The organism is Chryseobacterium sp. G0162, assembly GCF_003815715.1.
Taxonomy (GTDB): domain Bacteria; phylum Bacteroidota; class Bacteroidia; order Flavobacteriales; family Weeksellaceae; genus Chryseobacterium.
Map to the genome: position 1 here is coordinate 259918 of NZ_CP033922.1, position 26206 is coordinate 286123.

Below are 26206 nucleotides of genomic sequence, written 5' to 3' on the forward strand. Positions count from 1 at the left end.
GTTCTACAAATTTAATATAATTTTCTAAATATAAAAATTTTAGAGTAAATTTGACAAAAATTTAGTTTGAAAAGAGAAATTAAGACTACAAACGACGGAAGTAAAACATTGTTTATCAATGATTTAAATGAAAATTACCATTCCCATCACGGGGCTCTTCAGGAAGCAGAACATGTGTTTATCAAAAATGGACTAAACCTAATCAATGATTGCGAAATTAATATTTTAGAACTAGGTTTTGGAACAGGTTTGAATGTTTTAGTAACAATTAATGAATATTTAAAAACTGACAAAAATCATGTCATCAATTATTTTTCGCTCGAAAAATACCCCATAAATGAATCCGAAGTTAACGATTTAGCTTATTTTGAACTTTTTGATAACCCAGAATTTAAAAATATTTATCAGAAAATTCATCTGGCAGATTGGGAAAACTCAGTAGAAATCATTAGTGGTTTCAACCTTAAAAAGATAGAATGTGACTTTTTTGACCTGAAGAATATAGATCTGCCTAAAATCAACCTTGTTTATTTCGACTGTTTCGGAGCAAGAGTACAGCCGGATTTATGGGAAAAGCCATTATTTGAACTGGTATCTGACAAAATGGCCATTAACGGATTATTAACAACCTACTCTTCTAAAGGAAGTGTAAGAAGAATTCTTCAGGAGTTAGACTTTCAGGTTGAGAAAAAGCAGGGACCTCCGGGAAAAAGAGAAATGATTAATGCAATAAAGCTATAAATGATAAGACATATGGAACAATTTACTTTTTCCGTATTTTTATCTTTTTCATCACTATACTCCTCACAAAATTTATTACCTTAGCTATACAAAATATTATACATTATATATATGATAGACAAGATCAACATTAGAGTGTATGGCTGTGTGGTAAAAGATAAAAAAGTACTCACTTTATTTGAAGAATATGCCGGCGAACCTTTAGTGAAATTTCCAGGTGGCGGATTGGAATATGGTGAAGGAACATTGGAATGTCTACACCGTGAATTCGATGAAGAACTGAATGTAAAAGTAGATATTATAGAACATTTCTATACCCAGGAAGACTTTCTTGTTTCCCGCTTCAGAGAAAATGAACAGCTTCTTACCATCTACTACATCGTAAATATTATAGATGAAAAGGAATTCCTTATTTTGGATCCCTGTATTGAAAAAACGGAATGGATGGATATTGACAGACCGGATAACCCTTTCCCACTTCCTATAGATAAAATCGTATTTGATAAACTAAAAGAAAAATTCCTGTAAGTGAGCTTACAGGAATTTTTTTATTATCTTTTTACTTTAAAATCACTTGCTCCGGGATAAGGTTTCAAATACCCTGAATTCCAGTTAGACTGTAGTAATGACTCTACAAATTCGTCTGTTCTGTTTTTATGGGGATCATATCGATCTTTCAAATCAATATCTGCCATTTTCCCTTTAAGATTCCACCAAAAGGCACTAAACCCGCCTCTCATCTCTTTAATAATCTCATATACATTTTTACCGGTCGCCCTGTTCATAAGTTTTGCAAAAACTTGTCCTTCGGTAGTGGTAAGATCTCTCAATTGCTTTTCATATTGATCGGCAAGCATATTTTGCCTTTCTCTTATGAACTTTCTCTTGGCTTTATTATCCATATCATTCATATCTTCCTGAATGTCTCTGTATTGCTGTAAAGCAGTTACAAATAACGGATATACTCTGTATAACTTCTTATTTAAGAAATAATAGTAATTTTTATCCAACTGATTATTAAACCTCGGTTTATTAACTAAAACCAACTCATCCATTACAACTACAGGCTCCCCATTTACTTCATAAATCTTAACCTTCTGCTGTTCGTCGTAATAATACTTATTGCCAAATTCATCTACTTTCAAAGATTCAGCGGGGTATTGATTCAATGGTTTTGCCACCACAGTATCATTCTGCCCAAAAACACTGACTCCAAAAAAGAACATAAAAAGACAGATAATCTTACTAAAATTCATTATTTTTACACTTATAAGAACAAAAATTAAACGCAAAAATCATTCCTTTTTATGAAATTTGAAAAGAAATCTTTAAAATTTTTAGAGAAATATTTAAACACTTCATCTCCAACAGGATACGAACACAAGGGACAGGAGGTTTGGATGGACTACATCAGACCTTATGTGGACAAGATTGAAGTGGATCATTACGGAACATGCTATGGTATCATCAATCCTGAAGCAGAATTTAAAGTAGTGATCGAAGCCCATGCTGATGAAATCTCGTGGTATGTTAACTATATTACGGATGACGGATTGATTTATGTAATCAGAAACGGAGGTTCAGACCAGACTATTGCCCCATCAAAAGTAGTGCACATTCATGGAGAAAATGGAATTGTAAAAGGAGTATTCGGATGGCCGGCTATTCATACAAGAACAAATCAGAATGAACCTACCCCAAAAATCGAAAACATCTTCATTGATTGTGGAGCAACTTCCAAAAAGGAAGTAGAAGATATGGGAATTTTTGTAGGATGCATGATTACCTACCCTGACGAATTCTTCGAAATGAATGACAGGTATTTTGTATGCAGAGCCCTTGATAACAGAATCGGAGGTTTCATGATTGCTGAAGTGGCAAGACTTTTAAAGGAAAATAAAAAATCGATTCCATTCGGTCTTTATATTACCAATTCTGTACAGGAAGAAGTAGGTTTGTATGGCGCAGATATGATTGCCGATACCATTAAACCTAATATTGCCATTGTAACTGATGTAACGCACGATACTACCACTCCAATGATTGAAAAGAAAAAAGAAGGAGACCAAAAGTGTGGTGCAGGACCGGTAGTATTTTTTGCTCCAAGTGTTCACCATACAATCAGAGAATTGATTATCGACACAGCAAAAACAAAAAAAATACCTTACCAAAGAGCTGCGGCAAGCAGATCTACAGGGACTGACACTGATGCTTTTGCTCACTCTAACGGAGGTGTACCAAGCGCGCTAATTTCCTTACCTTTGCGTTATATGCATACAACGGTGGAAATGGTATCTAAAGAAGACGTAGCCAATGTTATCAAATTGATCTACGAAACGGTTCTGAAGATTAAACCGGAAATGAAACTGAAATATCATTAAGAATGAACGCAATTTCTGACTTAATCAAGAAGCCGACTTTCATCTCTATCATATTCATCATACTGACAGGGTTTGGTGTCCCTTTAATTGTTTATCAATTATTTACTTTTCACAGCAGTGAAAATTTAGGAATCACAATAGAAATCATTGGCCTTCTCATTTTGTTCGGACTTTTGGTTACCGACAGATTTTTACTCAGAAGTATCAGTAATAAAAAACTGTCAATTATTGAAGTGATTTTAGTAACAGGCTATTTGATCTATTACTATTTCACCCATGACCATTCATTTTCAATAGGATAATATAAAGTAAAAGTATAAAAAGTAAAAATGAAAACGAAGCTTATTGCTCCATCCCTTTTATCTGCAGACTTTGGGAATCTGCAAAGAGATATTGAAATGCTAAACAGATCTCAGGCAGATTGGTTCCATATTGATGTAATGGACGGTAGATTTGTCCCTAACATTTCATTTGGTTTTCCTGTGATGAAAACAGTTCAGCAGCATGCTAAAAAATTCGTGGATGTTCACCTGATGATCGTGGAACCTGAAAAATATGTTGATGAATTCATCAACCATGGTGCGGACCTTGTATCTGTACATTATGAAGCATGCACTCATCTTCACAGAACCATCCACCATATCCAAAGTAAAGGGGCAAAGGCAGGGGTTGTTTTAAACCCATCTACTCCTGTTCTCATGCTTGAAGATATTATTGCAGATGTAGATCTTGTTTTATTAATGAGTGTAAATCCCGGATTTGGAGGACAGAAGTTCATTGAGAATACTTACAAAAAGATTGCTGAAACAAAAGATCTTATCTTAAGTAACAACTCTACAGCACTTATTGAAGTAGATGGCGGAGTTAATCTTGACAATGCTTCTAAACTTTTCGAAGCCGGAGCTGATGTTCTGGTTGCAGGAAATGCAGTATTCTCTGCTGAAAGCCCGGAAAGAACTATTGAACTTTTGAAAATCTAAAAAGGACATAAGTGTAAACACACAAAAGGCAGCTCTAATAGAGCTGCCTTTTCAATTTGAATCTGAGTCGTCCTGGTTATTAATTTTTTTCAAAATTTTTCTATGTCTTAGATTTCTTCTTACTAACAACACAAAGTTCTGTATAAAATACATTCCAGTCAATCCGTAGAAATACGGAATTTAAGTTCGAGTATTTTTACCTAATATAAAAATTACATCTATAATTCTTTATGCCAGATACAAGCACAAACCAGTAATATTATACTGACTACTGAAAAACCAGTTCTTATATTATTCAGAAAATTCCATCTGCTTTCAAAATTTTCACGCATTTGCTTAATCGCTTCAACGGCAGAACCGGAAATATCAAATTGATCAAGTTGGTCATTCATAGGAACATTCCCTACCACTGTAACCCCGAAAACTCCGATCAAATAAGCCAATGTAGCCAATAAAAGAAGGATAAAAACCGGTTGTTCTCCCCGAAAAAAGAAAGTAGACACAGGGAGAAGAATTGCAGTCCCCATAAAGCTCATAAAAAATACAGGATTCAGTATTTCGCGGTTGATATTTTGCATTGCCTTCAGATATTCCGCATCAGGCAATTTTCCTAATCCTAAGACTACAGAACATGAATATGCATAGAAAAGCCCAGCAATAAGTGCCGTCAATACAGCTGTTATGATTAATAATAGAGTTGTCATTTTCATATAATTTGGTTTGTGGTTATTAGAGAATCATTTTTCAATAGGGATTCCATTTTTTAATGATATTCTGAGCGGTAAGAATCATCTCCGGATCCCAGTCTTTTGTTTTAAAATAATGGAATTCATGATTTTTAATAGAGGCAACTCCGGCATTGTCAAATAAAAGTTTTGTTAACAATGTTTGCTCTTCATGCAGAATCATATCTTCTAAAGGGTTTTTTTGAAATTGCACTTTTTTTTTATTCCAGAGGTCTTTATCCGCTCCTTCCCAGTCAGATGAATCTATCAGTGTTCTGACCTGTGCAAAATCATCCAGGAAATTTTTCTTTTTTTCTTCTGTATTAATAGTGTGTCCCAGCCTTTCAATGATAATATATTCCAGGTTCTTACACTGGAACACAACCGAAGAAAGTATAGACAAAATTTCTTTAGGAATCGCATCATCATGAGTATCTCTCCTTACCGGTGTCTTACTGTATACACTTTCCTGCCAGCTGCCTCCTGAGAGATGAATTTCCCTGACTTTATTCAAGGGATACAGTTTGATGATATCCCGCATATCAACATTGAAATTACAAGATTGACAATAGATATTATGAAGATCAAGAATCAGGAATCCATCAATATCTTCCGTTAATTTATCAAGAAATACGCCCTGCTCAGTTACGTCATCCAATGAAAATGCAAAAGCAAGATTTTCTATTCCTACAGGAACCTCTACAGCATCTTGCAACCTGTACAGTCTGTCTTTTCCAATTTCTAATGTTTTAGAATGCAGCGATACCGGCAGTGGTACTCCCTGATGAAAATTTTCGGTATTCATGAAACCGAAATGTTCCGTAATATGTTTGTATTTTCTTTTATGAAACTCTTCTTTTAATTTTTCCAGCCAAAGCTCTTGTCTTTCAGTCCATAGAGCATCAAATAATGAATAATAGACTCCATGCCCGATCAAACGATTGTTTTCGGAATAAAAATTAAGCAACTCACTCAACCAAACAGGTTCTTCCGTATTATAGAACGTATCGAACGACCATTCAAGCACTTCAATAGAATTGCTTTGTAATAAAGGCAAAACAGCTGAAATAAACTCAGATTCTGCCATCATGGATAATCCTAACAGTGGCCTTCCCATACTCTACCCCATTCCACAGGCTGGACAAGAAAAATGACTAAGCTTAACTGTATCTTTTTTAACAATAGCTTTAGGGGTGGTTGGTTTAGGTTTTTCCGGGCTTTCAGGAGCCGGAGCCACTTTTTTAACTTTCTTTATAGGCTTTTTAGTTTTTGCAGCAGGTTTTGTAGTTTGTGCAGAAACTCCTACCGCTAATAAACTTGCCATTAATAATGCTGGAATTTTCATAATGCTTTTTTTAAAAGAATTTTACAATAAATGTTCCATTTATAAAAATACAATAATAAAAAACCTTTTGATAACAATTATCAGCAAATATTAGAAACTATTTTATATTGTAATGTTTTCTTTATTTATATTTAATGGTAAATAAATCTATATATGAAAATCAGTCTGATTAAAGCTGTTTTCCTTGGATTGATATTATGCGCACATAGCATCGACACAAAGGCTCAAACAGTTGACAACAGCAAAAAAATGGAATGGTTTAAAAATGCAAAGCTGGGTATTTTTATTCACTGGGGAATCTATTCTGTCAACGGAATTTCCGAATCCTGGTCATTTTTCAATAATTATACTAATCACGAAAATTATATGAAACAGCTGAATGGTTTTTCAGCTTCAAAATATCAGCCAGAGCAATGGGTCAATCTTATTAAGGAATCCGGAGCAAAATATACTGTCATTACAACCAAACATCATGACGGAGTCTCATTGTGGAACACCAAGGCAGAAAAAGCGACAAGCATTCCTCAAAACTCTCTGGCAAAAAAGGATGTTCTAAGCCCTTTTATTTCTGCTCTGAAAAAGTCAGGGTTAAAAACAGGACTTTATTTCTCATTACCGGATTGGAGCCATCCGTATTATGATATCAACACCCGCATAAAAAAGCGTTACGAAATAAAAAATGAATCATTACGCTGGCAAAATTTCATCAACTATTATCAAAGTCAGCTTAATGAACTTTCCGCCCAATACTCCCCGGATCTTCTTTGGTTTGATGGAGACTGGGAACATACTTCTGAGGAATGGAAAGCTACTCAAACCTTGGATTTACTCAAAAAATACAATCCTAATATTATCATCAACTCAAGGCTCAACAATCATGGGGATTATGACACACCGGAACAGGGTATTCCGGTAGTTCCGCCACAAAATCCATATTGGGAACTTTGTTATACCATGAATGATTCCTGGGGATATCAGCCATATGACAAAAAGTACAAGACTTCCAATATGATTGTCAGAACACTGGCAGATGTGATCAGTATGGGAGGAAATCTTTTGCTTGATATTGGTCCGAAATCAGACGGTACCATTCCGGAGGAACAGATTGAAATTCTTAAAAACCTTGGACGCTGGACAGCCAAAAATCAGCATGCCATCTACGAAACGACCCGCGGAATTCCTTTTGACAACTACAAAGGGAAATCATCTCTGTCAACTTCTAAAAAATCTTTATTTCTTTATCTTGACGAAAGCAAAACCTTCACAAAGATCTATGGATTGGCAACAAAACCTCTTTCAGTAAAAATCATTGGAGATCCATCCGCTGTTGTTAAAATAGATTATAATACTGAAAAAACCCTGACTTTGAACTTCTCCAACGTAAAATTTGACAAAGATGTCACTGTGGCAGAAGTTATTTTCGACAATCCTCCTGTATTTCTGAAAGATTTTAAGAAAGAAGAACATTCTCTTGCTGAAATATTGGAAATGAAAAATACTCAGGAAGCCGTTTATGATATAGCCAATGCCCTGAACGATAATCATAATCTATTAACCCAGGATGGACTGACCCAGGACGGACTTGACATGAAAATAAAAAAAACGCCTAAAACAAATCCAGACACCCAGCAATGGATCAGCAAACATGCAGAGGCTTTGTTTGAGACAGGAAAAGGACTACCTGAGGGTCATTTCTCAGGAATAAGTGCCATATCGAAAGACAAACAGACGCTTTATCTTTTTGTGGAGGGAACTCCTACCGGCCCAATTGCTCTAAAAGGAATAAAAAATGACATAGCCAGAATAAGAATCGTAGGCGATGGCAGTATGCTTACCCATACGATTTACAATAAACTTTACTGGAGTGACCGACCGGGAATTATTTACATTGATATCCCAAAAGAAAGACTGGATCAACAGATGACTGTCATAGCCGTTTTGCTTAATAAGCCTGTTGAATTGTACAGAGAAAATGTAGGAGCTCTTGAAAACAACCTGTAATACACTCTGAAATAAGAATTCATATAAAACAAAATCCGGAGAATAGTTTCTCCGGATCTTTTATGGTGTAAGAAATTCTCTTAGAAAATCTCTCTTCCTGAAAAATGGAACTGAGCTTCGATTAATGCATTCTCGTTAGAATCTGAACCGTGAACAGCATTTTCTCCGATGCTTCTAGCAAACATTTTTCTGATTGTACCTTCTGCTGCTTCTGCAGGATTAGTAGAACCGATTAATGTTCTGAAATCTTCAACTGCATTGTCTTTTTCTAAAACTGCAGCTACGATTGGACCAGAACTCATGAACTCAACTAATTCACCATAAAATGGTCTTTCAGCGTGTACTTCATAGAATTTTTTTGCATCAGCAACTGTAAGCTGAGTTAATTTTAAAGCTTTGATTTTAAAACCTCCTTCAGCAATCTTACCCAATATTGCACCGATATGTCCGTCAGCAACTGCATCGGGCTTAATCATAGTGAATGTAATGTTAGACATAAATGTATATTTTTTTAATGGTGCAAAATTACAAAAAATATCTTTGATTTTTATTTTAATTTTTTTTTAACATAAAAATAACTTTTATTAAGAAATCATGAACCGCCGTTTGGCACAGTAATTGTTAATTCTATTACGATTCTCATGTTTAATTTGAGTTTTCATGGTTATTAGTTTTTACCCAGCTTCGGCTGGGTTTTTTATTTGCAAAAAATCAATGTTTTTTTTGATAATTTGATAAATTTGAAAACCATATAAAAGTATATTAATATAGTATTGCTTCCATTTCAATCAATGAAATAATTGATATTTTTTTATTTTTTTTTATTTCAATAGATTTTGATATAAAAAAGTGGAGTTATTACACAAATAATCCATGCCAAAAAGTAGAGTTATTATAACAGCTCATTTATTTTTTACTCTTAAAAAATGAAAAACAGGTTCCTGAAATTATCTTTTATATCTTTTTCAGAAAAAATTATGAAGATTAAAACCTGACATAATTTTATAGATATAGAATCAGTACAATAATAAAAAAACCTTCATATTATTAATATGAAGGTTTTTTATTTGATAAAGGTATTTTACAATTATTTTTGAGCCGCTTCTTCTGCTTCGTCCATCAGCTTTATATAGGTTGCATAACGGGAGTGTTCAATTTCTCCGGTTTCAAGAGCATCTATTACAGCACATTTCGGTTCATTGATGTGTAAACAGTTATGAAACTTGCATTCTTCTCTTTTTTTGAATATTTCGGGGAAATAATGCTGTACTTCTTCCTTTTCAATATCAATCATCGCGAATTCACGAACCCCTGGAGTATCAATAACATTTCCACCAAAATGCCAGAAATGCATTTGTGCAAAAGTAGTGGTGTGTTTTCCTTTTAGATGAGTATCTGAAATTTCTGAAGTCTTTAAGTTTAACCCAGGTTGTAAAGCATTAACCAAAGTAGATTTCCCACATCCTGAATGTCCGAAAAATACAGAAGTTTTATCTTTCAGCATTTCCTGAAGCTTATCCAGGTTCAGTTTTGAATAGGATGAAATTTCCAAAGTATCATACCCTATTTTCTGATAATCAAATTCAACCTCTTTTACAATTTCAATTTCTTCTTTATGTAAAACATCAATCTTATTGAAAAGAATTAATGGGGTTATATTGTATGCTTCACAGCATGCCAGAAACCTATCCAGAAAGCCTAATGAGGTTTCCGGGTGCTTCAAGGTAAAAATAAAGCAGGCTAGATCAATATTGGAAGCAATAATATGAGCTTCTTTTGAAAGGTTAACAGATTTTCTGATCAGATAATTCCTGCGTGGTTCAATCTTCGTAATCCATGCAATATCATCCTGTTCCAGCTGAAATTCCACAAAATCTCCTACAGCAAGTGGATTGGTAAGTCTTGTTTTAATCAATTTGAATTTCCCCCTGATTCTGGCCTCGAAAATCTTATTTGTTTCCAATTCCAAAACCTGGTACCAACTGCCTGTAGATTTAATGATTTTTCCTTTCATAGATAATATGGTGCAAATATAAGAAATTAGGGCTTAGGGTTGAGAATATAGGAGAAAACAAATGTTCCGATTTCCTAAATTCTTTCTCCCTAAGCCCTATTCCTATTATCAGCAATTATGATTTAGTTCTTATCAATCATGATACTGTTCTGTACTTCAATAGATTCTTCGTGAATCGCTTTGAATACTTTCTCAATAAAATCCTGAGACATTCCTGTTTCTTTTGCTTTTTGAGTCGCGTATTCTGTAATTACTTTCCAACGTTCAGGCTGGAAGATCGCGATATCATTTTCCTTTTTAAGTTTTCCGATCTTTTCTGAGATTTTCATTCTTTGAGAAAGAAGCTCAATTAATTGGAAGTCAAGATCAGAGATCAGCGTTCTGTGTCTTCCCATTTCACCTTCGAAACCGGCAAGGTTGGTACTTCTAACTTTTAAGTTCCCGATCAGCTCTGCCAATACTTCAGGAGTAATCTGCTGTGCCGCATCACTCCATGCTTCATCAGGATTAGAATGCGTTTCGATAATAGCCCCCTGGTAACCCACGTTAAGTGCTTCCTGGGTAATATCCGCCAATCCTGTTCTGTTTCCACAAATGTGAGAAGGGTCAATCAGCATTGGAATATTTGGAAACTGGCTTTTGAAATCAAGAGCGATCTGCCAGTTAGGGTTATTTCTGTATTTTGTTTTTTGGTATGTTGAGAATCCTCTGTGAATCACTCCCAGGTTTTTAATATCCTGACCTAAAAGTCTTTCCAATGCTCCCGCCCATAAGGCAAGATCCGGATTTACAGGATTTTTAACAAACACAGGTTTATCTGTTCCTCTTAAGGCCATTGCTATTTCCTGTACTGTGAAAGGATTTACCGTAGAACGAGCACCAATCCAAAGAACATCCACATCAGCTTCTAAAGCAGCAAATACGTGGTGCGCATTGGCAACTTCAGTTGCGGTTTTGAAACCGTACTCTTCCTTTACTTTTTTTAGCCAGTTCAAACCGATCACTCCTACTCCTTCAAAACCATTAGGTTTCGTCCTAGGCTTCCATATTCCTGCACGGAATACTGATACCTGAGCATTGGATTCTTTAATTCTTCTCGCTGTTTCAAGCATCTGAGCTTCACTTTCTGCGCTACATGGTCCTGCAATCATTAATGGCTGTGTAAGCCCATCAATCCACTCGTTTTTTAAATCTATTAAATTCATATTCTAAATTTTATTGTTTTTATATTTTTTGTTAAGTTCACAGCAATAGCCCTTTGATTATAAAATTTAATTTATAATTCTTTTCAAAAAATGCCGTTCAAAATTGTTTAAAGGAATCAGGAAAATAAAAGGGCTCTACTTCTCCTGTATTTTTTGGAAAGAAATTTTATTAACAGTACCAATAAAATCGGTAATACGTTCTAAAATTTCTAAAATAAGAAGCAGAAAAGCTAAAATAACCGCTAAAATAATTAGCGGGTGCAAAGAAAGACAGATATGTATTAGATAATTTTTCCATTTTGTTCTGGAAATGTCTTTGTTTTAGCGTTTCTTACTATAATTTGTTTTTGTTGAAAAGTTATTTTCAGCAGAAAACTTTGGCAAATATATAAAAATTATGTCAAATCAAACTTCATTAAATCATCAAGATCTTTCAAAAGTGGATTTTTCTCTATAAATTTTTCGTAAATTTTTCTTTTGGTAACTACCTCAATCTTCAGATTTTCAACGTCTCGCACGTATTCTACCACAATTGAATAATTCTGAACTTTTCTTCTGAAATGATTAAAAAATTCTCCACTTATTTTATCAAATTCCACTTTTGCAGAGTCAGAAGGGAACAAAACCCTGATCTTATTCTCCTCTTTTTTCTCAAGCTTAAATGTTTTTACTGCATTAAAAACAAAATTGTTTTTAATCTGGAGCTGCTTAAGCATAATCTTCCATTCTGCCAGAAGATCTGTATCTGTAAAATGATTTTTAGGAAGATGATCGGTCTTCACAGCAACATCTTCTGCCACTTCAGTTTTCTCTTCTTTATTTAAAAAGGAATTGATACTAAAGCCTGAAGAGACTCCTGGTCTGGATAAAGGTTTTGTGGTTTTGCTAATAACAGCAGCCTGAACATTTTCTGCTTGTACAGTTTGTTCTGTTTTAACGGGCTCTTTTTTCTCCTGAACTTTTTCAGGAATTTTTACTTCCTGCTTCTCACTGAGAAACGGAGCCAGTATCAGGAATTTTTTTTTTTAGCAACGTCTGAATTAGCAGTCAGCGAAGCCAATTGCATTAATGCAATCTCAACAGTAAGTCTTGGGTTCTTGGAATTTTTATAATTAATATCCGCGTGGTTGCAAATCTCAATACCATCAATCAGTTGCTGTGCGGCCCATTTTTGTCCCTGCTCCACAAACTTAGATTTCGTCTTCTCTCCTACTTCAATAAGATCTATGGTTGAAGCATTTTGAGCCATCATTAAATCTCTGAAATGATTTCCAAGACCTGCAACAAAAATATGAGGATCAAAACCTTTTTTAACAATATCATTAAAAGCGGAAAGAACTTCTGGTATTTTGTTTTCCTTGGCAAGATCTACAATATTCAGATATTGATCGTAGTCTAAAATATTCAGGACTTCTGCAGCTTTTGCCAGCGTGATATTTCTCTGAGAGAATGTAGAAAGTCTGTCGAAGATAGAAAGTGCATCTCTTAATGCACCATCAGCCTTTTGAGCAATCAGATACAAGGCGTCATCTTCGTATTGGATATTTTCTTTTTGAGCAATATTTCTCAAATGTCCCTGAATATCTTCAATCATGATTCTTTTAAAATCATAAATCTGACAACGGGATAGAATGGTTGGAATAATTTTGTGCTTTTCCGTAGTTGCCAAAATGAAAATGGCATGAGCTGGCGGTTCTTCCAAAGTCTTAAGAAAAGCATTGAAAGCGGCAGAAGACAGCATATGAACCTCATCAATGATATATACTTTGTATTTACCAATCTGAGGTGCAAAGCGTACCTGGTCTATCAGTTCCCTGATATCATCTACAGAGTTATTGGATGCAGCATCCAATTCATAGATATTATAAGCAAAGCCATCTTCTGAAACAGAGCCGTCTTTCTCATTGATTTTTCTTGCTAAAATTCTGGCACAGGTCGTTTTACCCACACCACGAGGACCGCAGAAAAGCAATGCCTGAGCAAGCTGGCTCTCTTCAATTGCATGTTCTAAAGTATCTGTAATATGAGATTGTCCTACAACTGTGTCAAACTCTTGAGGACGATATTTTCTTGCAGATACTATAAAATTTTCCATTGGTCAAAAATAAGAAATATAGTTTTAATTTGAAAATTAAAAGTTTTCAAATTATCCACAAAAACTTATTTTTGGTCCAATCAGAAAACTTTTAATTATCATTTTTTTGTATTGTAGTAATGATCTATAATCTCTACGATAACTTTTTTCACTTCATCTCTTCCTTCGTCAGTTCTCATATCAATACCACAGAACTCTGTCCCGTTGTATGCAGGGAATAGATTCAGATAGTAAACTCCTGCTGCTATTAAAGCTAACATGGCTCTAACGTTGGTAGCATTTTCCCCAAAATAAGGATCAGTCACATTTTCAAAAAGATTAGCAGCTACATCTTCTCTTTGTTTTAGGATATTTTTAAGGATAGGTTTACTTTCAGAAAGTTCCCAAAGAATAATTTTCTGGAGTTCTTTATTCTTTTTAAGATTCTCAAACTGCATAAGAATTCCTTGAGTTAAAGCATCTTTCCATTTACCTACATGTATTTCTTCTTCAATATCCGGGCTGAATTTACTCCAATAATCCTGAGATTTGATATATTCATCAATCAGCTTATCTGTACTTCCAAAGTATTCATAGATAAGCTTTTTATCAAAACCGGCTACTGCTGCAATCTTACTTACTTTCAGACCAGCATACCCTTTTACTCTCAAAATTTTACCCACTGCTGCGAGCAGTTTTTGTTTGGTTTTTTCTTTGTCCCTAATTGGGCCCTGCACTACTTTTCTAGGCATAATTTATTATTTTTTTGCAATATGCATTTTTTTATTAATATCATCAAAGACATTAAGTGTTTTGTCGAGATGTTCTTTCTCGTGTCTTGCCGTTACACTCATTCTGATACGTGCATCTTTTCTGGCGACGGCCGGGTACATAATAGGATTTGTATACACTCCATTTTCAAGTAATATTCGTCCTACATCCCACATTTTATTCTGATCTCCAATTTTCACAGGAATAATTGCAGAACAGGTAATACCGGTATCTAGACCTAAATCGTTAAGTCCCTTTTTAAAGTAATTGATATTATCCCATAGCTTCTGTTGCCAGAATGGTTCTTCATCAATCAAATCAATTGCTTTTAAAATTCCGAAGGAAGATGGTGGAGGGGTCACTGAGAAAATATGCTGACGAGACTGGAACTTAAGAAATGATGCAATTTTTTTATTTGCAATCACATATCCTCCCAGGTTACCGAAAGTCTTGCTGAATGTTCCTGTCATAAAATCTACTTTATCAAATAAGGCATCATCTTCTAGGGCTCCCCTTCCGGTTTCTCCTAAAACCCCTACTCCATGTGCATCATCTACCATCAGATAAGCGTTGTATTTTTTCACAAGATCACAAATTTCCTTAGCGCGCGAAGTATCCCCTTCTTGAGAGTACACTCCATCCACGATAACAAGCTTTGTACGGTACGTATTTTCAGATACCTTCAAAATGTGTTCCAAAGCTTCCAAATTATTATGAGGAAATGTTTTTTTATTTGTAAAAGCACATCCTTCATGCACACTGGCATGTACCCCCATATCTAAAATTGCAATATCTTCCTTCTGCATTAAAATCTGTAAAGTGGCGCTATTAGCTGCATATCCGGAAGTAAAAAGAACTACTTCATCATCATTTCTTCCGAAAAAGTTTGCAATTTTTTTCTCTATTGCATTATGATAATCAAAATACCCACCAATAAGAGGTGATGCTCCTGTACCTGTTCCATATTTTTCGATTCCTTCAATAGCAGCCAATTTTACTTTCGGGTGTTGTGTCAGCCCTAAGTAATCGCTGGTTACAAAGCTTACATACTGTTTATTCTGGTTAGCAATATCAATATTTAATATTGCATCGGTACCCGATGTATTTTTCAGTCTGTAATTCATGTGGCCTCTAGATTTCATCTCATCTAGAAATTCATAAAAATAATCTGCCCTTTGAGCAATATCGTAATCTGGGATATTCTCAAAATCTTTAAATGTTGCGGTTGCAAAATCAATATTCATCCTAAGTTATTTAGTGGTGTTTCTATCTAGCAAATATATAATTATTAAAAGGGCATCAGGAGAATAATATGATTAAAAAAATAATTAAAGACTATCATTTTCCGCCCCAATTTATCTACATATCAGCTATTTTTTCAATTTTTGATTTAATTAATTTTCTAGATTTAAATTTAACAAAAAAAATAAATCCATAAAGCAATATAAATAAAGAAATCGTAAAAAAACCTTACACTTAATACAACCATCTCATTTATAAAAGATTATTTTCTCAATAATTTATAAATTGAATAATATTATACCAGGCAACTATGTTAATAACTACACTTTTTATATTTAATCACAAAATAAAGAAATAAATTATATAAAACCATACTATATCTTAGGTTTTTTTAAGAATCAAACTCTTCCTCTGGATAATTTTCTAAAATCACCTGGTGTTTCTCCTGTCATTTTTTTGAAAAATTTTGAAAAATTGGAAGGATCATAAGTAAAGATACGAGCAATTTCTGCAACAGAGCAGTCTGAGTCAGTAAGCATTTTCTTGGCTTGTCGAATAATTTCCTGATCATAAAAGTGACAGGGATGCTGACCTGTCCCTTTTTTAATGGTATCGGTAAGATGCTTGTGGGAAACTGCGAGGTGCCCTGCAATTTCATTTACTTCCATAAACTCCGATACCTCTCCCGAAATCACCTGTTGAATATGATTTTCTAAAAAATCAAAATACTGATGAGTAATCTCTTCACTTCTTTTCATCTTGCTTTTTTCTTATAATTAGTTAAAATTATAAAATTAAAAATATGAATTAAAATTGATATGGTGAACTTTTCGGGGAAGTATATCAAGCAAGAATTCTACATTTTTTTACCCTCTAAAAACTGGATTGATTTTTAATCTTTTTTACACTTATTACATTTTGATTTTGTGAAAAAAAAACAAAAGACCCCTTCAAGAGATCTTTGTTTTTTTGAGATAAAATCGTTTGTATTTTTAGAATCCTATTGCAGAAAATAGCTATTTTTCATCATTGCAGGAACTGTTTGCAAAAGTATACAACCTGTTATCCCCAGTCAAAAAAAAGCTGTAGAATAAACACAATATTATTGTAAAACTTTTACTACAAACTCCTAATAAATAAAGACTATGTGTAACAAGTTCTATAGAATAGAAATTGATAATCCATCCATAAAACTTATCTTATTGTATTTCAATTATTTTAATTCATCATACGGAAACGATCAGTTCCAAAAAGTTCTTATCTATTATTAATAAAAGATCCGAATTCTGCAATAAATCCCTTTTTTTTAAACAAATATGAAAATCAAAAAGCCTCTGAGAACCGATTTCGTAAACAAATTATCACAATATGTAGAATTATTACTACAAAAAAGCAGACTAATATCAGTGTCATTATCAATAAATAAAGACAAAACTCATAATAAAACAAATCAAAACATGCTAATTTATCTGTATAATTTCATTATTTTTACACCATCAAACAAAACATTTTAACGCTAAAAACACAGAAGCAAAAAAACTAATGACAAAAATTTATTTCCAATCGTTCCTACCTATTAAAAAAACTTCGACTTGTACAAAAACTATTATTAACCGTTTTTTGCTTTAAGGCAAGAAGCACAGATCAGTTTTGCATGAGAGTTTGGGCATTGTTTTTTACTTGCTTATATTTCAACATATACGGACAACGCTATACATCTACGTGGTATAATATTGACAATGGACTTCCACAAAGCAGTGCAAAGGCTATTGTTAAGGATAAATATGGCTTTATCTGGATCTCTACAGAAAACGGTCTTGTACGGTATGATGGGAGTTCTTTTATTACTTTCAATAATTTTAAAATAAACAATCTTCACTTTGGTGAATTCATTGGTGATCCTTCGCAGGACAGCATTACAGTCCTTAATGATTTTCAGGAGAACAAAGTCATTATTAAAAATAGATTCCCTAAGCTGACAAAACTTCATCGCAGTGACAAGATAACCTACACAACAGGAAATGAATTCGTGCACCGGGTTGCCAATAACATCCTGGCCTGTAATTTTTACAGCGATATTCAATATTTTGTAAAGCTTAAAAATTCGACTTACAGTTTTACTGAAAATAACCTCATCACTTACAAGGATGATAAAGGGAATGAAACAAAAATATCTATTCCTTTTTCCAATAAGGATCTGAATAATATGTTTGTATTCAATGAAGTTCTTTTCATTAATGACGTAAGGCACCGAAAAACCTATTCTATAGAGAATGGGAACATTTCCATCCATGATGAACCCAACCTTCTTAATGATCCGAATACAAGAATTTATTGGCAACAGATTACCAATCAAACCTTTGTCATCAATGATAATGATATTTACATTGTAGTAGGTAATCAAAAGAAGCCTTCACTTAAGTTCCTGGTAAAATATAATGAAATAGGTAGTCATTCCTATTGTTCTATGTTTTATGGATGGAAGTTCAACAAACTTTACCTCGGAACTCTAAACAATGGTTTGAATGTCCTGAAGCTCTCTGACTTTTATGTGGCAAAGAAAAAAGAGGACTTCGCCAACAACGTTTATTATGCTTCCCTACCCTTTAGCAAGAATACAATTATTGCAGAAGACGGAACGGAGTTCGGGAGAGACGGAATTGTGAAAAAATATCCTTTTGGGAATAATGACAATTATCTTATGATGTATGACAAAGCCGGAAATATATTGATCCGGAAAAGAAGCAGCGTCATTAAGTTCTACAAAAATTCTGGTTATAAAAAGAAAGATTCTGCTTTTATTAAGCAGGGATTTCAGGCTTTCTTACAGAGTGGAAACCTTTATGGAGCTTCATTTTCAGATTCTTCAAAAAGCCAGCTTCAAATCTTTAAAGAAGATACATTCTCAAAACCGGACTATACTTATGAATTTGATAGCTTTGTCAATACTTTCTTCCAATATAGCCAAAATGAAATCTTAATCGGTAACAGTGATGGTTTATATTCTGTAGTATTGGGAAGCAAAACCATTACTCCTATTCACAAAAACATCCATATTAAAAGCATTATCAAAACAAAGGATAATCTGATTTGGGTGATGACCAATAAAAATGGGTTTTATCTTTTCAGAGACCGAAAGCTTATTAAAATGCCGACTGATAGAAATAATTATCTGATGTCTGCCCATTATATTTTGGAGGATAAAAAAGGGTTCTATTGGATCTCTTCCAATAACGGGCTTTTCAAGGTTCCCAAAAAACAACTGCTGCAACATGCACAGGATGGGAAAAGTCCTGTCTATTATTATCGCTTTACCAAAAGAGATGGTTTCCTGACTAATGAGTTCAATGGAAGTTCGCAACCTAATGCTTACGCGCTTGAAAATGGAGATTTTGTATTTCCTTCGATGGACGGATTTGTATTTTTCAATCCGGACCATGTCAGAACCTTCTATCCTGACAAAAATAAAATTTATATTGAAAGGGTAAGGATCGGAAATGCTGAACCTCAATACTTTCATCATATTCTTGATCTTCAAAGCCATTACAAAACAGCAGAAGTCTTTATTGATATTCCTTATTATTCTAATCTGGAAAACCTTTATTTAGAGGCAAAAATCTCAGGAAAGGAAAATTCTGAATGGGAACCTGTCATTACTGGAAAGGAGCTAAAATATACCATCAGCAATCTTGCTCCAGGAGATTATACATTGAGTGTAAGAATGTTGGTTTCTCCAGATGGGCAATTTGAACAGAAGTCTATCAAGTTCAAAATTCAACCATTTTTTTATCAGACTTTGCTGTTCCGTGTTTCTGCATCTATCATTATTCTGGTTATCATCATTGTGATTGTTCAACTGATGACTAACTTTTTAAGAATAAAAAATAGAGTATTGAAGCAGATTGTACACAATAAGAATTCAGAATTAAAAGAGACTTCACTTACTCTTGAAGGAGTAAAAAGTGATTTAAGAAAGGAAACCGAATATCAGAAGAAGCTGGTGGAAACTATCAGCCATGATATTACCACTCCTATCAGATTTATAGCGATGCTTTCTCAGAAACTTCATGAATCTGATGATCTGGAACTTCAGAAAAAGTATTTTGACAGTATTTATAAGTCTTCTGAACAGCTTTACCAATTCACCCTGAATTTAAAGGAATATACTGAACTTTACAAGGCTGAGAATATTTTTGAAGAAGAAGAATACCCCATCAACAGGATTTTGGAGATCAAGAAGAAACTCTTCTGTGAAATAGCAAAAGAGAGAGGAACCCAAATCATTAGTACAGCTGAAAACAATGTATATTCCAATGTTAATGAAAGTATTTTAACTGCGATTATCCATAATATTCTTGATAACGCAGTAAAAAACACTTTTGATGGCAAAATATACCTTAATGCAATAGAAATTAATCAAAAAATCACCATAACGATCTCTGACACTGGAACAGGAATGCCGGATGAACAGATTAACATGTACATGAATTTATTTAAAAACCCTAAATTAGAGACTCCAAGTTTTAAAGGAAAAGGTCTTGGGCTGCACATGGTTATTCATTTGGTAAAAAAAATAGATGCTGAAATCTGTTTCAGACATAACCAGCCCCAGGGAACCATTGTGGAATTAATGCTCAATAAAACTAATTTACCATGAACGAAAGAATCTTAATTGCTGATGATCACTATGTAGTCAGGGCAGGTACCGCATTGGTCCTTGAAACCGGATTTCCGGAACTGAAGATAGATTTTGCAGAGAACTATGCACAAGTAAAGAAAATGCTGGAATCCTATGATTACGGTCTTATTATTTTAGATATTGACATGCCCGGAACTCAATATAAAAAGATGATTTCTGAACTTAAAGCCATACAGAATACAATAAAAATTCTCGTTTTTTCAGGATATGACCAAGATGTAGCCATACAATACATCCGGGAAGGTGCTGAGGGTTACCTGAACAAGCAAAGCAGTGAGGAAGAAATTAAAAATGCAGTACGCACCGTTATTGAAAAAGGGTATTTTTATCCTACAGAGCTGATTGGACTTATCATTCAGAATAAAAAAAGCAACCCTGCTGAAAAACTGTCATCCAGAGAATATGAAATTTTTAAGCTTTTAGCTGACGGAAACGGAAACCTTGAAATTGCTAACAGGCTCAATATTCAGATGTCAACAGTAAGTACTTACAAAAAAAGGATCTTCCAGAAGCTTGATGTAGCCAATATTGCAGAGCTCATTAAAGTGTATGAAATGATGCATTAATCGTCAGTGTATCAATAAGCTGAAAGAAGGAAGTTATTGAGTTTTCAAAAGCTTATGTAATCTCATTTTATTAATTGGGAAAAGCACTTGGTCTAATTGGTCGTGAATGTTCAATATTAATATCCTGCTTCCCTCTTCCAGTATCCCTACCCTATACTATAATAATCTGTTCCTATCACAATGATTGAAATAATGATTTTTATAATTAAAAAATAATCGGGAAATTTACAGCACCTTATTTTCTATGATATCACTGCATTTTAATTGAAAAAAATCATAAATCCATTGGAAAAAGCAGATCAGGGAAGCCGACGTTTCCGATATATAAAACTTTGTATTTTTTTTTCCGGCCTTTCGGTATTTGCGCAGCTTTACCTCTTTCAGCCGATGCTGCCTATGGCTGCGGAACATTTCAATGTATCTGTTGGAGATACCTCTCTACTGGTTTCATCATCTACTATTGGAATGGCACTCGGATTATTGTTTTTTGCTTTTAAAGCAGACAGCTATTCCAGGAAGGGTCTCATGACCTTTTCATTGATTTCATCTGCTTTACTCACCATTATTTCAACATGGATCCCTAGTCTCAGTCTTCTGATTGCTATCGGGATTTGTAAAGGATTTGTAGTTTCGGGAGTTTCAGCAGTTGCTTTGGCTTATCTCACAGAAGAAGTAAGTGTTGCTGTTATAGGTGCTGCTATTAGCATGTATCTTAGCGGAAATACTATTGGAGGAATGAGTGGAAGAATACTGGCTACCATTTTAGCCGGAGAGTTTGGTTGGCGCAATGCCGTTTTAGTGATTGGAATAGAAAGCTTTATCCTGGGAGCAATATTCTGGAAGCTTTTTCCTGAGTCCAATTTTTTTAACCCTCAGAAAACAGATTACCATCTTAAGGTAAAACAAATGAAGTTTTTCCTTACCAATCCTTATATGCTCAGGTTATACCTTATAGCGGCTCTTCTCATGGGAGTTTTTGTGAGCGTCTACAATTATCTGACCTTCCGGCTAGAGGCTCAACCGTTTTCGTTAAGCCATTTTATCATTGCTTTCATATTCCTGATGTATATTTTCGGAGTTTTTGGGACAATGGCTGTGGGCCGGCTTTCTAAAAGATTTCCTGCAAACACGATTCTGAAATGTGCCATCCTTTGTATGGTAGCCGGTGCTTTATTATTACTGTCAAAGAATCTTTATCTCCTCATTTTTGGTCTTGGATTATTTACTTTTTCATTTTTTGCCGCACACACTATGGCAAGCCAGATGGCCGCACTTTATGCCAAACGGGGGAAATCTTCTGCAACGTCCATTTATTGGCTGTTCTATTATTTTGGTTCAAGTATTTTGGGAAGCGGTACCGGATATCTTCTTCATTCTTATTCCTGGAACACTTTTATTGCTTTTCTTGTTGTGGCTGTACTCATTGCACTTCTGCTGGCAACCGCCAATACTTCTCCAAAAGCAAAAAAAATTTAATACCACACACGTACCACATTTTATTTTAGAGGAAAAACCACGTTAAACACTTATTCCTTTCTATTTTAACATATTCTTAATTTTTTATATTAAAAATTTAACCTAATCTTCACGAAAACATGGTCTTACATTACAATGCGAGGCATACTATTTGATACTTATAAATTTCCATATCATCACTAAAAATTCAAAATATTATGAACGCAGCAGATCTTAAAATCAAAAACTTAGTCGAGTACAAAAATCAGATTTATACGATCACTGAAATTTTTCAGAGTATAGAGCAGGCATATTTTGTTAAAATTGAAAATGATATTCACAGTATTTCAGTTCCGACTGATTCCATAAAGCCTATTAAAATAACGGAAGAATGGCTTGAGAAACTGGGATTTTCAAAAACGTACAGTTCCGATCAAAGTATCAGATATGAAAGACCGGAAGCTTTTATAAAATATGACATCGACCTGAGTTCCAGAAAAATACTGGAAGGGTTGAAAATTTATGGGAATGCCATAAAATGTAAATATATCCACGAGTTTCAAAATATTTTGTCGTGTTTATTCGGGAAAGAACCTGCATTACATTTTGGTTACCTGAAAACAGAGTCATAGTTAAATAGTTCTTAGTTATCAAAAACCACAGTTTAGTTACATAAGCTGTGGTTTTTTTAGAATAAGAAATGAGAAATGATTGATAATTAATCAATAATCTCAGGCTAAGAAAATAAGAGCTGTTATTTTTTTAATAATATTTGGAAACTTTAGCATCACGACTGAATTTTAAAATTCCGAAAAACTCACCATACATACTTCATTCGTTTCGTGCATATTTGTATTCATTTATTATTTAAATTAATATAAAAAACACTCGATATGATTTTTAAAATTATAATTTCTATCCTTATGCTTACCGCTGTTTTTATGGGGTTTAAACAGGGAATTGCTATGTTTTCCGGTAAACCTGAAATGACGGCCATGTTCGGAAAATGGGGGTTTGATAAAACCGGACTGATAATTAATGGTGCCATTACTATCCTTGCCTCCTTGCTGATTCTATTTCCTAAAACCTTTATCTGGGGAAACTTTTTAATGGCTGCAGGCATTTTGTTAATTATCTGTTTTCATCTTATGGATAAGGATTTTAAAGGAGTCTTGATAGAACTCCCCTTTCTTTTCCTCAATCTGGTGATTATTTATCTTCAACATCCTCTTAAAAATTAATATTGGTATGAAATACTTTAATCTTGTCATACTATTGGTTATAGGATCTTCCAATACAGCCTGTGGCCAGAATACAGCCAAAGAAAAACAAACCTCAACATTAACTTCAAAAAAACAACAGACCATGGATTTATCAAAAATAACAGATTCTCAAGTAAAACAAGCTATAGAAGCTCTTCAGACGGGAGATAAAAACTGGTATAGTTTCTTTATTGAAAATCCCGCCATGACTGATGATGGCAATAAAGTAGATTTTAAAGCCTTTTTTGCCAATGCCCTTGGCAAAGAAATGTTTCTCAGCATAGACCGTGTTGAAAATGACAGTAAGAACATTCACGGAAATTTTAAAGCCGGACAATGGGGAACTTTTCCTGTATTTTTCAGGTTTCATAAGAATACTGAAGGAAAATTTGACCGACTAGACATTGGGCAAGATAGATAAAGAGCTTTTTCACAACAGAAAAGGCTACCTCGTTTGAGATAGCCTTCACGTACTTATATCTAAAAATCAATCGTACTTGATACTAATGATTTTTTTAGCTTTTAAACACTACTTTTTTAGCGAGTCTTAATGTATAAGCATTTTTGTTTTTTGTAAGAGTATACTGGCCTTTTTTATAGATCACTCCTTTTTTAGAAGCAATTTTATCCAGCACTAAGCTTCCATCAGATGCAGGTAGGAATATTTCTGCTTTTTTACTGTCCTCGCTAAGAATTACTGCTGCATTAGAAGTATAAGATTTTTTAGAATCTACTTCTTTCAACTGTATCTTTTCATCAAAAATTCTTACACAGTCGTTTTTTATTACTGAGAATGTGTATCCTGCAGATCCTTTACATCCGTGCTTATCTTTATCTGAACCGGCACCTTTGGGACTAAGTTGAGCAGAAACTCCTGAAGCGAAAATTACAACAGTCATTGCTGTAATAAATTGTTTTACATTTTTCATATATGTTTAATTTAATAGATGAATTTACTTATTTTTTCTAACATTTATTTCAGTTAGCCATTAAATTTATCTTATCATTTTTCAGTCTCCTTTTTACTTCAATTTCTTGATCATAAAGAGGGGTCATTATTGTGTTTTTAGAATCTTCATTGTTTTTAAGGTTTCTATTTCTGCATCCTTTTTTCTTTTGCAAATTTTAAAAACTTATTTAAAAAACAACAATTTTATCATACTACATTTATACCACATTTGTTATTTTTGCCATAAATAAAGCATTTATCGAAAAATATCTATAAAAAATCTGCAAAAAAAGATTACTGCAACGATTATGAGTAATCCTAACACTACTTTTTTGAACCCCTGCTGTTTCACTATGAGAATTTGTATTTATAAAGAATCAAAAAAAATAAACAGTTCCTGTTCAGTAGGAACATTAAGTTTCTTTCTTAATCTGTGTTTTTTCTGTTGTACAGATTTATGTTGAATAAAGGTATATTCGGCAATTTCTTTTGAAGTGAAATTAAGCTTTATCATAGCACAAAATGTCAGTTCTGAAGCCCCAAGTTTTGGATTGATTTCCAGAAGTCTTGAACAAAATTCAGGATAAATTTCCTGGAATCTTACTAAGAATGTAGAATCATTCTTTTTGGCCAAACCTACCAACTCATCGAAAGAATCATTGATCCTGCTTTTCAACAAAAGTGCTTCGCTTTTGAATTCATCTTTCGTTTGTCTTAATGCTCTGTTATGTCGATAGAATAAAATAACAATAATTAGAGATAAAATAACAATAAAGACGATATAAAGATAAATTTTGTTCTGAGCTCCATTAGATTCTTCTTCTTTATCGCTCAGCATATGATCTATTGAAATATTGATCGCTTCATTCTGAATATCTTCCAGAGCAGTTTTTTCTTCTGTATATTTTTGCATCGCCTCTTCTTCTTTCTGAGGTTCATTGAGCATTTTATACGTTTTTGCTATAGATTCATAGATGCCGGGAATATTATAGAGTCTGTTGGTTTTACTGTAGCAATCCAATGCTTTATTATAGTACTCCAATGCTGTTTTATAGTCTTCCTGGGTAAAATAATAGTCTCCATAAGTGAGATAGACAAATCCACTCTGAACATTCGCTTTACCTGTATTGACAATTTTTTCTGAAGCTTTCTGAAGATAAATCAGAGCAGAATCTTTTCTTTTGGTGTACATCAAATGATGTTTGGCTAAAAGGGTATTCAATAAAACTCCCTGCCCGTCAATTCTTTTTCCTTTCTGTAAATAAATATAGGAAGAATCTGCCTTATTTACTTTATATAAAAAGTCTGCCCTGTTGGCATAAAGCCTATACAGATAAAATTTTCTTTTCTCTGTATCTGGAATATTTTTTAGATAATATAAACCTTTCGCATTCAAATCCAAAGCACTTTTATAAAGGCCTATTACACCATTTAGCTGACTTTGCTCCTGATAGAGTCTTGCTTTTAAAACAGAACTCTTGACTTTCTTAAGTTCTTTTTCAGCCAGGGAAAGATAAGACAACCCTCTTTTATAATTTCCGATGGTTGCTGAAATATTGGAGATATTGATATAACAAAGGATAATTCCTTCCTTATAATCTTTTTCTTCCGCAATCTTCAGATAGTTTTTATTAAGCCGGACAAGATTTTCATAATCTCCCTGAATTCGGAGTGATTCTGTTTTCTTAAGCAAAATACTATCAAATCTTTGATATGAAAAGGATCTCTGACCATACGCCGATCCGGTACAACACAGCAGAAATAAAAAAAAGAAAATATATGAATAAAATATTGTG

26 protein-coding genes are annotated in these 26206 nt (G+C 33.8%); 12 read left to right on the forward strand and 14 right to left on the reverse strand.

Features of this window, described 5'->3' with window-relative positions; genetic code table 11:
* Nucleotides 1-66: 66 nt before the first annotated feature.
* Both mnmD and EG344_RS01275 read left to right on the forward strand, forming a co-directional pair.
* Entirely contained in the window at nucleotides 67-741 is a 675-nt protein-coding gene (mnmD, locus tag EG344_RS01270) for a tRNA (5-methylaminomethyl-2-thiouridine)(34)-methyltransferase MnmD (RefSeq protein ID WP_123907919.1), read from the forward strand.
* 111 nt (nucleotides 742-852) lie between these two features.
* Complete coding sequence (locus EG344_RS01275) at nucleotides 853-1269, forward strand: NUDIX domain-containing protein (protein WP_123907920.1); 417 nt, start codon at nucleotides 853-855, stop codon at nucleotides 1267-1269.
* 23 nt (nucleotides 1270-1292) lie between these two features.
* On the opposite strand, the gene EG344_RS01280 is transcribed toward EG344_RS01275, so the two are convergent.
* Nucleotides 1293-1997: a DUF4294 domain-containing protein gene (locus tag EG344_RS01280; protein ID WP_123907921.1), complete on the reverse strand. Its 705-nt coding sequence runs from the start codon at nucleotides 1995-1997 to the stop codon at nucleotides 1293-1295.
* 51 nt (nucleotides 1998-2048) lie between these two features.
* Between EG344_RS01280 and EG344_RS01285 the strand changes: the two genes are divergently transcribed.
* Genes EG344_RS01285 through rpe form a run of 3 tightly spaced genes read left to right on the forward strand, consistent with a single transcriptional unit; the run spans nucleotide 2049 to nucleotide 4102 of the window.
* Nucleotides 2049-3122 carry a M28 family peptidase gene (locus EG344_RS01285; RefSeq protein ID WP_123907922.1) on the forward strand — a complete coding sequence of 358 codons (1074 nt, stop codon included), beginning with the start codon at nucleotides 2049-2051 and terminating at the stop codon, nucleotides 3120-3122.
* 2 nt (nucleotides 3123-3124) lie between these two features.
* Nucleotides 3125-3424, forward strand: a complete 300-nt coding sequence (locus EG344_RS01290; RefSeq protein ID WP_123907923.1) for a hypothetical protein — start codon at nucleotides 3125-3127, stop codon at nucleotides 3422-3424.
* 27 nt (nucleotides 3425-3451) lie between these two features.
* A complete protein-coding gene (rpe, locus tag EG344_RS01295) occupies nucleotides 3452-4102 on the forward strand; it encodes a ribulose-phosphate 3-epimerase (protein ID WP_065397539.1) in 651 nt (216 codons plus the stop codon).
* Nucleotides 4103-4320: 218 nt separating this feature from the next.
* Here the strand turns inward: rpe and EG344_RS01300 are convergent, their stop codons facing one another.
* The 3 genes from EG344_RS01300 to EG344_RS01310 are packed head-to-tail and all read right to left on the reverse strand — an operon-like array spanning nucleotide 4321 to nucleotide 6172.
* On the reverse strand, nucleotides 4321-4806 hold the full coding sequence (locus EG344_RS01300; RefSeq protein WP_228412824.1) for a DUF1772 domain-containing protein: 486 nt from the start codon (nucleotides 4804-4806) through the stop codon (nucleotides 4321-4323).
* 40 nt (nucleotides 4807-4846) lie between these two features.
* Entirely contained in the window at nucleotides 4847-5944 is a 1098-nt protein-coding gene (locus EG344_RS01305) for a DUF692 family multinuclear iron-containing protein (RefSeq protein ID WP_123907925.1), read from the reverse strand.
* A gap of 3 nt (nucleotides 5945-5947) precedes the next feature.
* Complete coding sequence (locus tag EG344_RS01310) at nucleotides 5948-6172, reverse strand: hypothetical protein (protein ID WP_123860486.1); 225 nt, start codon at nucleotides 6170-6172, stop codon at nucleotides 5948-5950.
* A 153-nt stretch (nucleotides 6173-6325) separates the two neighbouring features.
* Between EG344_RS01310 and EG344_RS01315 the strand changes: the two genes are divergently transcribed.
* Nucleotides 6326-8173, forward strand: a complete 1848-nt coding sequence (locus tag EG344_RS01315; RefSeq protein ID WP_123907926.1) for an alpha-L-fucosidase — start codon at nucleotides 6326-6328, stop codon at nucleotides 8171-8173.
* An 80-nt stretch (nucleotides 8174-8253) separates the two neighbouring features.
* Here the strand turns inward: EG344_RS01315 and EG344_RS01320 are convergent, their stop codons facing one another.
* The 8 genes from EG344_RS01320 to EG344_RS01355 form a co-directional block, all read right to left on the reverse strand.
* Nucleotides 8254-8670 carry a nucleoside-diphosphate kinase gene (locus tag EG344_RS01320; protein ID WP_048507564.1) on the reverse strand — a complete coding sequence of 139 codons (417 nt, stop codon included), beginning with the start codon at nucleotides 8668-8670 and terminating at the stop codon, nucleotides 8254-8256.
* A gap of 590 nt (nucleotides 8671-9260) precedes the next feature.
* Nucleotides 9261-10187, reverse strand: coding sequence for a ribosome small subunit-dependent GTPase A (gene rsgA / locus EG344_RS01325; RefSeq protein WP_123907927.1), 927 nt, complete (start codon nucleotides 10185-10187; stop codon nucleotides 9261-9263).
* 122 nt (nucleotides 10188-10309) lie between these two features.
* Nucleotides 10310-11392 (reverse strand): chorismate mutase, encoded by a 1083-nt coding sequence (locus EG344_RS01330; protein WP_123907928.1) that lies wholly within the window; start codon nucleotides 11390-11392, stop codon nucleotides 10310-10312.
* Nucleotides 11393-11787: 395 nt separating this feature from the next.
* Nucleotides 11788-12192, reverse strand: a complete 405-nt coding sequence (locus EG344_RS01335; RefSeq protein ID WP_228412825.1) for a hypothetical protein — start codon at nucleotides 12190-12192, stop codon at nucleotides 11788-11790.
* Between the two features lie 209 nt (nucleotides 12193-12401).
* Nucleotides 12402-13487: a DNA polymerase III subunit gamma/tau gene (gene dnaX, locus EG344_RS01340; protein WP_123907929.1), complete on the reverse strand. Its 1086-nt coding sequence runs from the start codon at nucleotides 13485-13487 to the stop codon at nucleotides 12402-12404.
* Nucleotides 13488-13585: 98 nt separating this feature from the next.
* Complete coding sequence (locus tag EG344_RS01345; RefSeq protein WP_123907930.1) at nucleotides 13586-14218, reverse strand: TetR/AcrR family transcriptional regulator; 633 nt, start codon at nucleotides 14216-14218, stop codon at nucleotides 13586-13588.
* Nucleotides 14219-14224: 6 nt separating this feature from the next.
* Nucleotides 14225-15481 carry an aminotransferase class I/II-fold pyridoxal phosphate-dependent enzyme gene (locus EG344_RS01350; protein WP_123907931.1) on the reverse strand — a complete coding sequence of 419 codons (1257 nt, stop codon included), beginning with the start codon at nucleotides 15479-15481 and terminating at the stop codon, nucleotides 14225-14227.
* 396 nt (nucleotides 15482-15877) lie between these two features.
* Nucleotides 15878-16237 (reverse strand): helix-turn-helix domain-containing protein, encoded by a 360-nt coding sequence (locus tag EG344_RS01355; protein WP_123907932.1) that lies wholly within the window; start codon nucleotides 16235-16237, stop codon nucleotides 15878-15880.
* Between the two features lie 896 nt (nucleotides 16238-17133).
* On the opposite strand from EG344_RS01355, the gene EG344_RS01360 reads away from it, so the two are divergent.
* The 6 genes from EG344_RS01360 (at nucleotide 17134) to EG344_RS01385 (ending at nucleotide 23882) form a co-directional block, all read left to right on the forward strand.
* Nucleotides 17134-20136 (forward strand): sensor histidine kinase, encoded by a 3003-nt coding sequence (locus tag EG344_RS01360; RefSeq protein ID WP_123907933.1) that lies wholly within the window; start codon nucleotides 17134-17136, stop codon nucleotides 20134-20136.
* Nucleotides 20133-20744: a response regulator transcription factor gene (locus EG344_RS01365; RefSeq protein ID WP_123907934.1), complete on the forward strand. Its 612-nt coding sequence runs from the start codon at nucleotides 20133-20135 to the stop codon at nucleotides 20742-20744. The genes EG344_RS01360 and EG344_RS01365 overlap by 4 nt, the downstream gene beginning before the upstream one ends.
* A gap of 264 nt (nucleotides 20745-21008) precedes the next feature.
* Nucleotides 21009-22220: an MFS transporter gene (locus EG344_RS01370; RefSeq protein WP_228412826.1), complete on the forward strand. Its 1212-nt coding sequence runs from the start codon at nucleotides 21009-21011 to the stop codon at nucleotides 22218-22220.
* Between the two features lie 197 nt (nucleotides 22221-22417).
* Entirely contained in the window at nucleotides 22418-22831 is a 414-nt protein-coding gene (locus EG344_RS01375) for a hypothetical protein (protein ID WP_123907935.1), read from the forward strand.
* 261 nt (nucleotides 22832-23092) lie between these two features.
* Nucleotides 23093-23440 carry a DoxX family protein gene (locus EG344_RS01380; RefSeq protein WP_123907936.1) on the forward strand — a complete coding sequence of 116 codons (348 nt, stop codon included), beginning with the start codon at nucleotides 23093-23095 and terminating at the stop codon, nucleotides 23438-23440.
* Between the two features lie 7 nt (nucleotides 23441-23447).
* Nucleotides 23448-23882 (forward strand): hypothetical protein, encoded by a 435-nt coding sequence (locus EG344_RS01385; protein ID WP_228412827.1) that lies wholly within the window; start codon nucleotides 23448-23450, stop codon nucleotides 23880-23882.
* A 94-nt stretch (nucleotides 23883-23976) separates the two neighbouring features.
* Here the strand turns inward: EG344_RS01385 and EG344_RS01390 are convergent, their stop codons facing one another.
* Together EG344_RS01390 and EG344_RS01395 are read right to left on the reverse strand one after the other, a co-directional pair.
* On the reverse strand, nucleotides 23977-24390 hold the full coding sequence (locus EG344_RS01390) for a hypothetical protein (protein ID WP_228412828.1): 414 nt from the start codon (nucleotides 24388-24390) through the stop codon (nucleotides 23977-23979).
* A 387-nt stretch (nucleotides 24391-24777) separates the two neighbouring features.
* A complete protein-coding gene (locus EG344_RS01395; protein WP_228412829.1) occupies nucleotides 24778-26103 on the reverse strand; it encodes a tetratricopeptide repeat protein in 1326 nt (441 codons plus the stop codon).
* Between the last annotated feature and the right edge of the window lie 103 nt (nucleotides 26104-26206).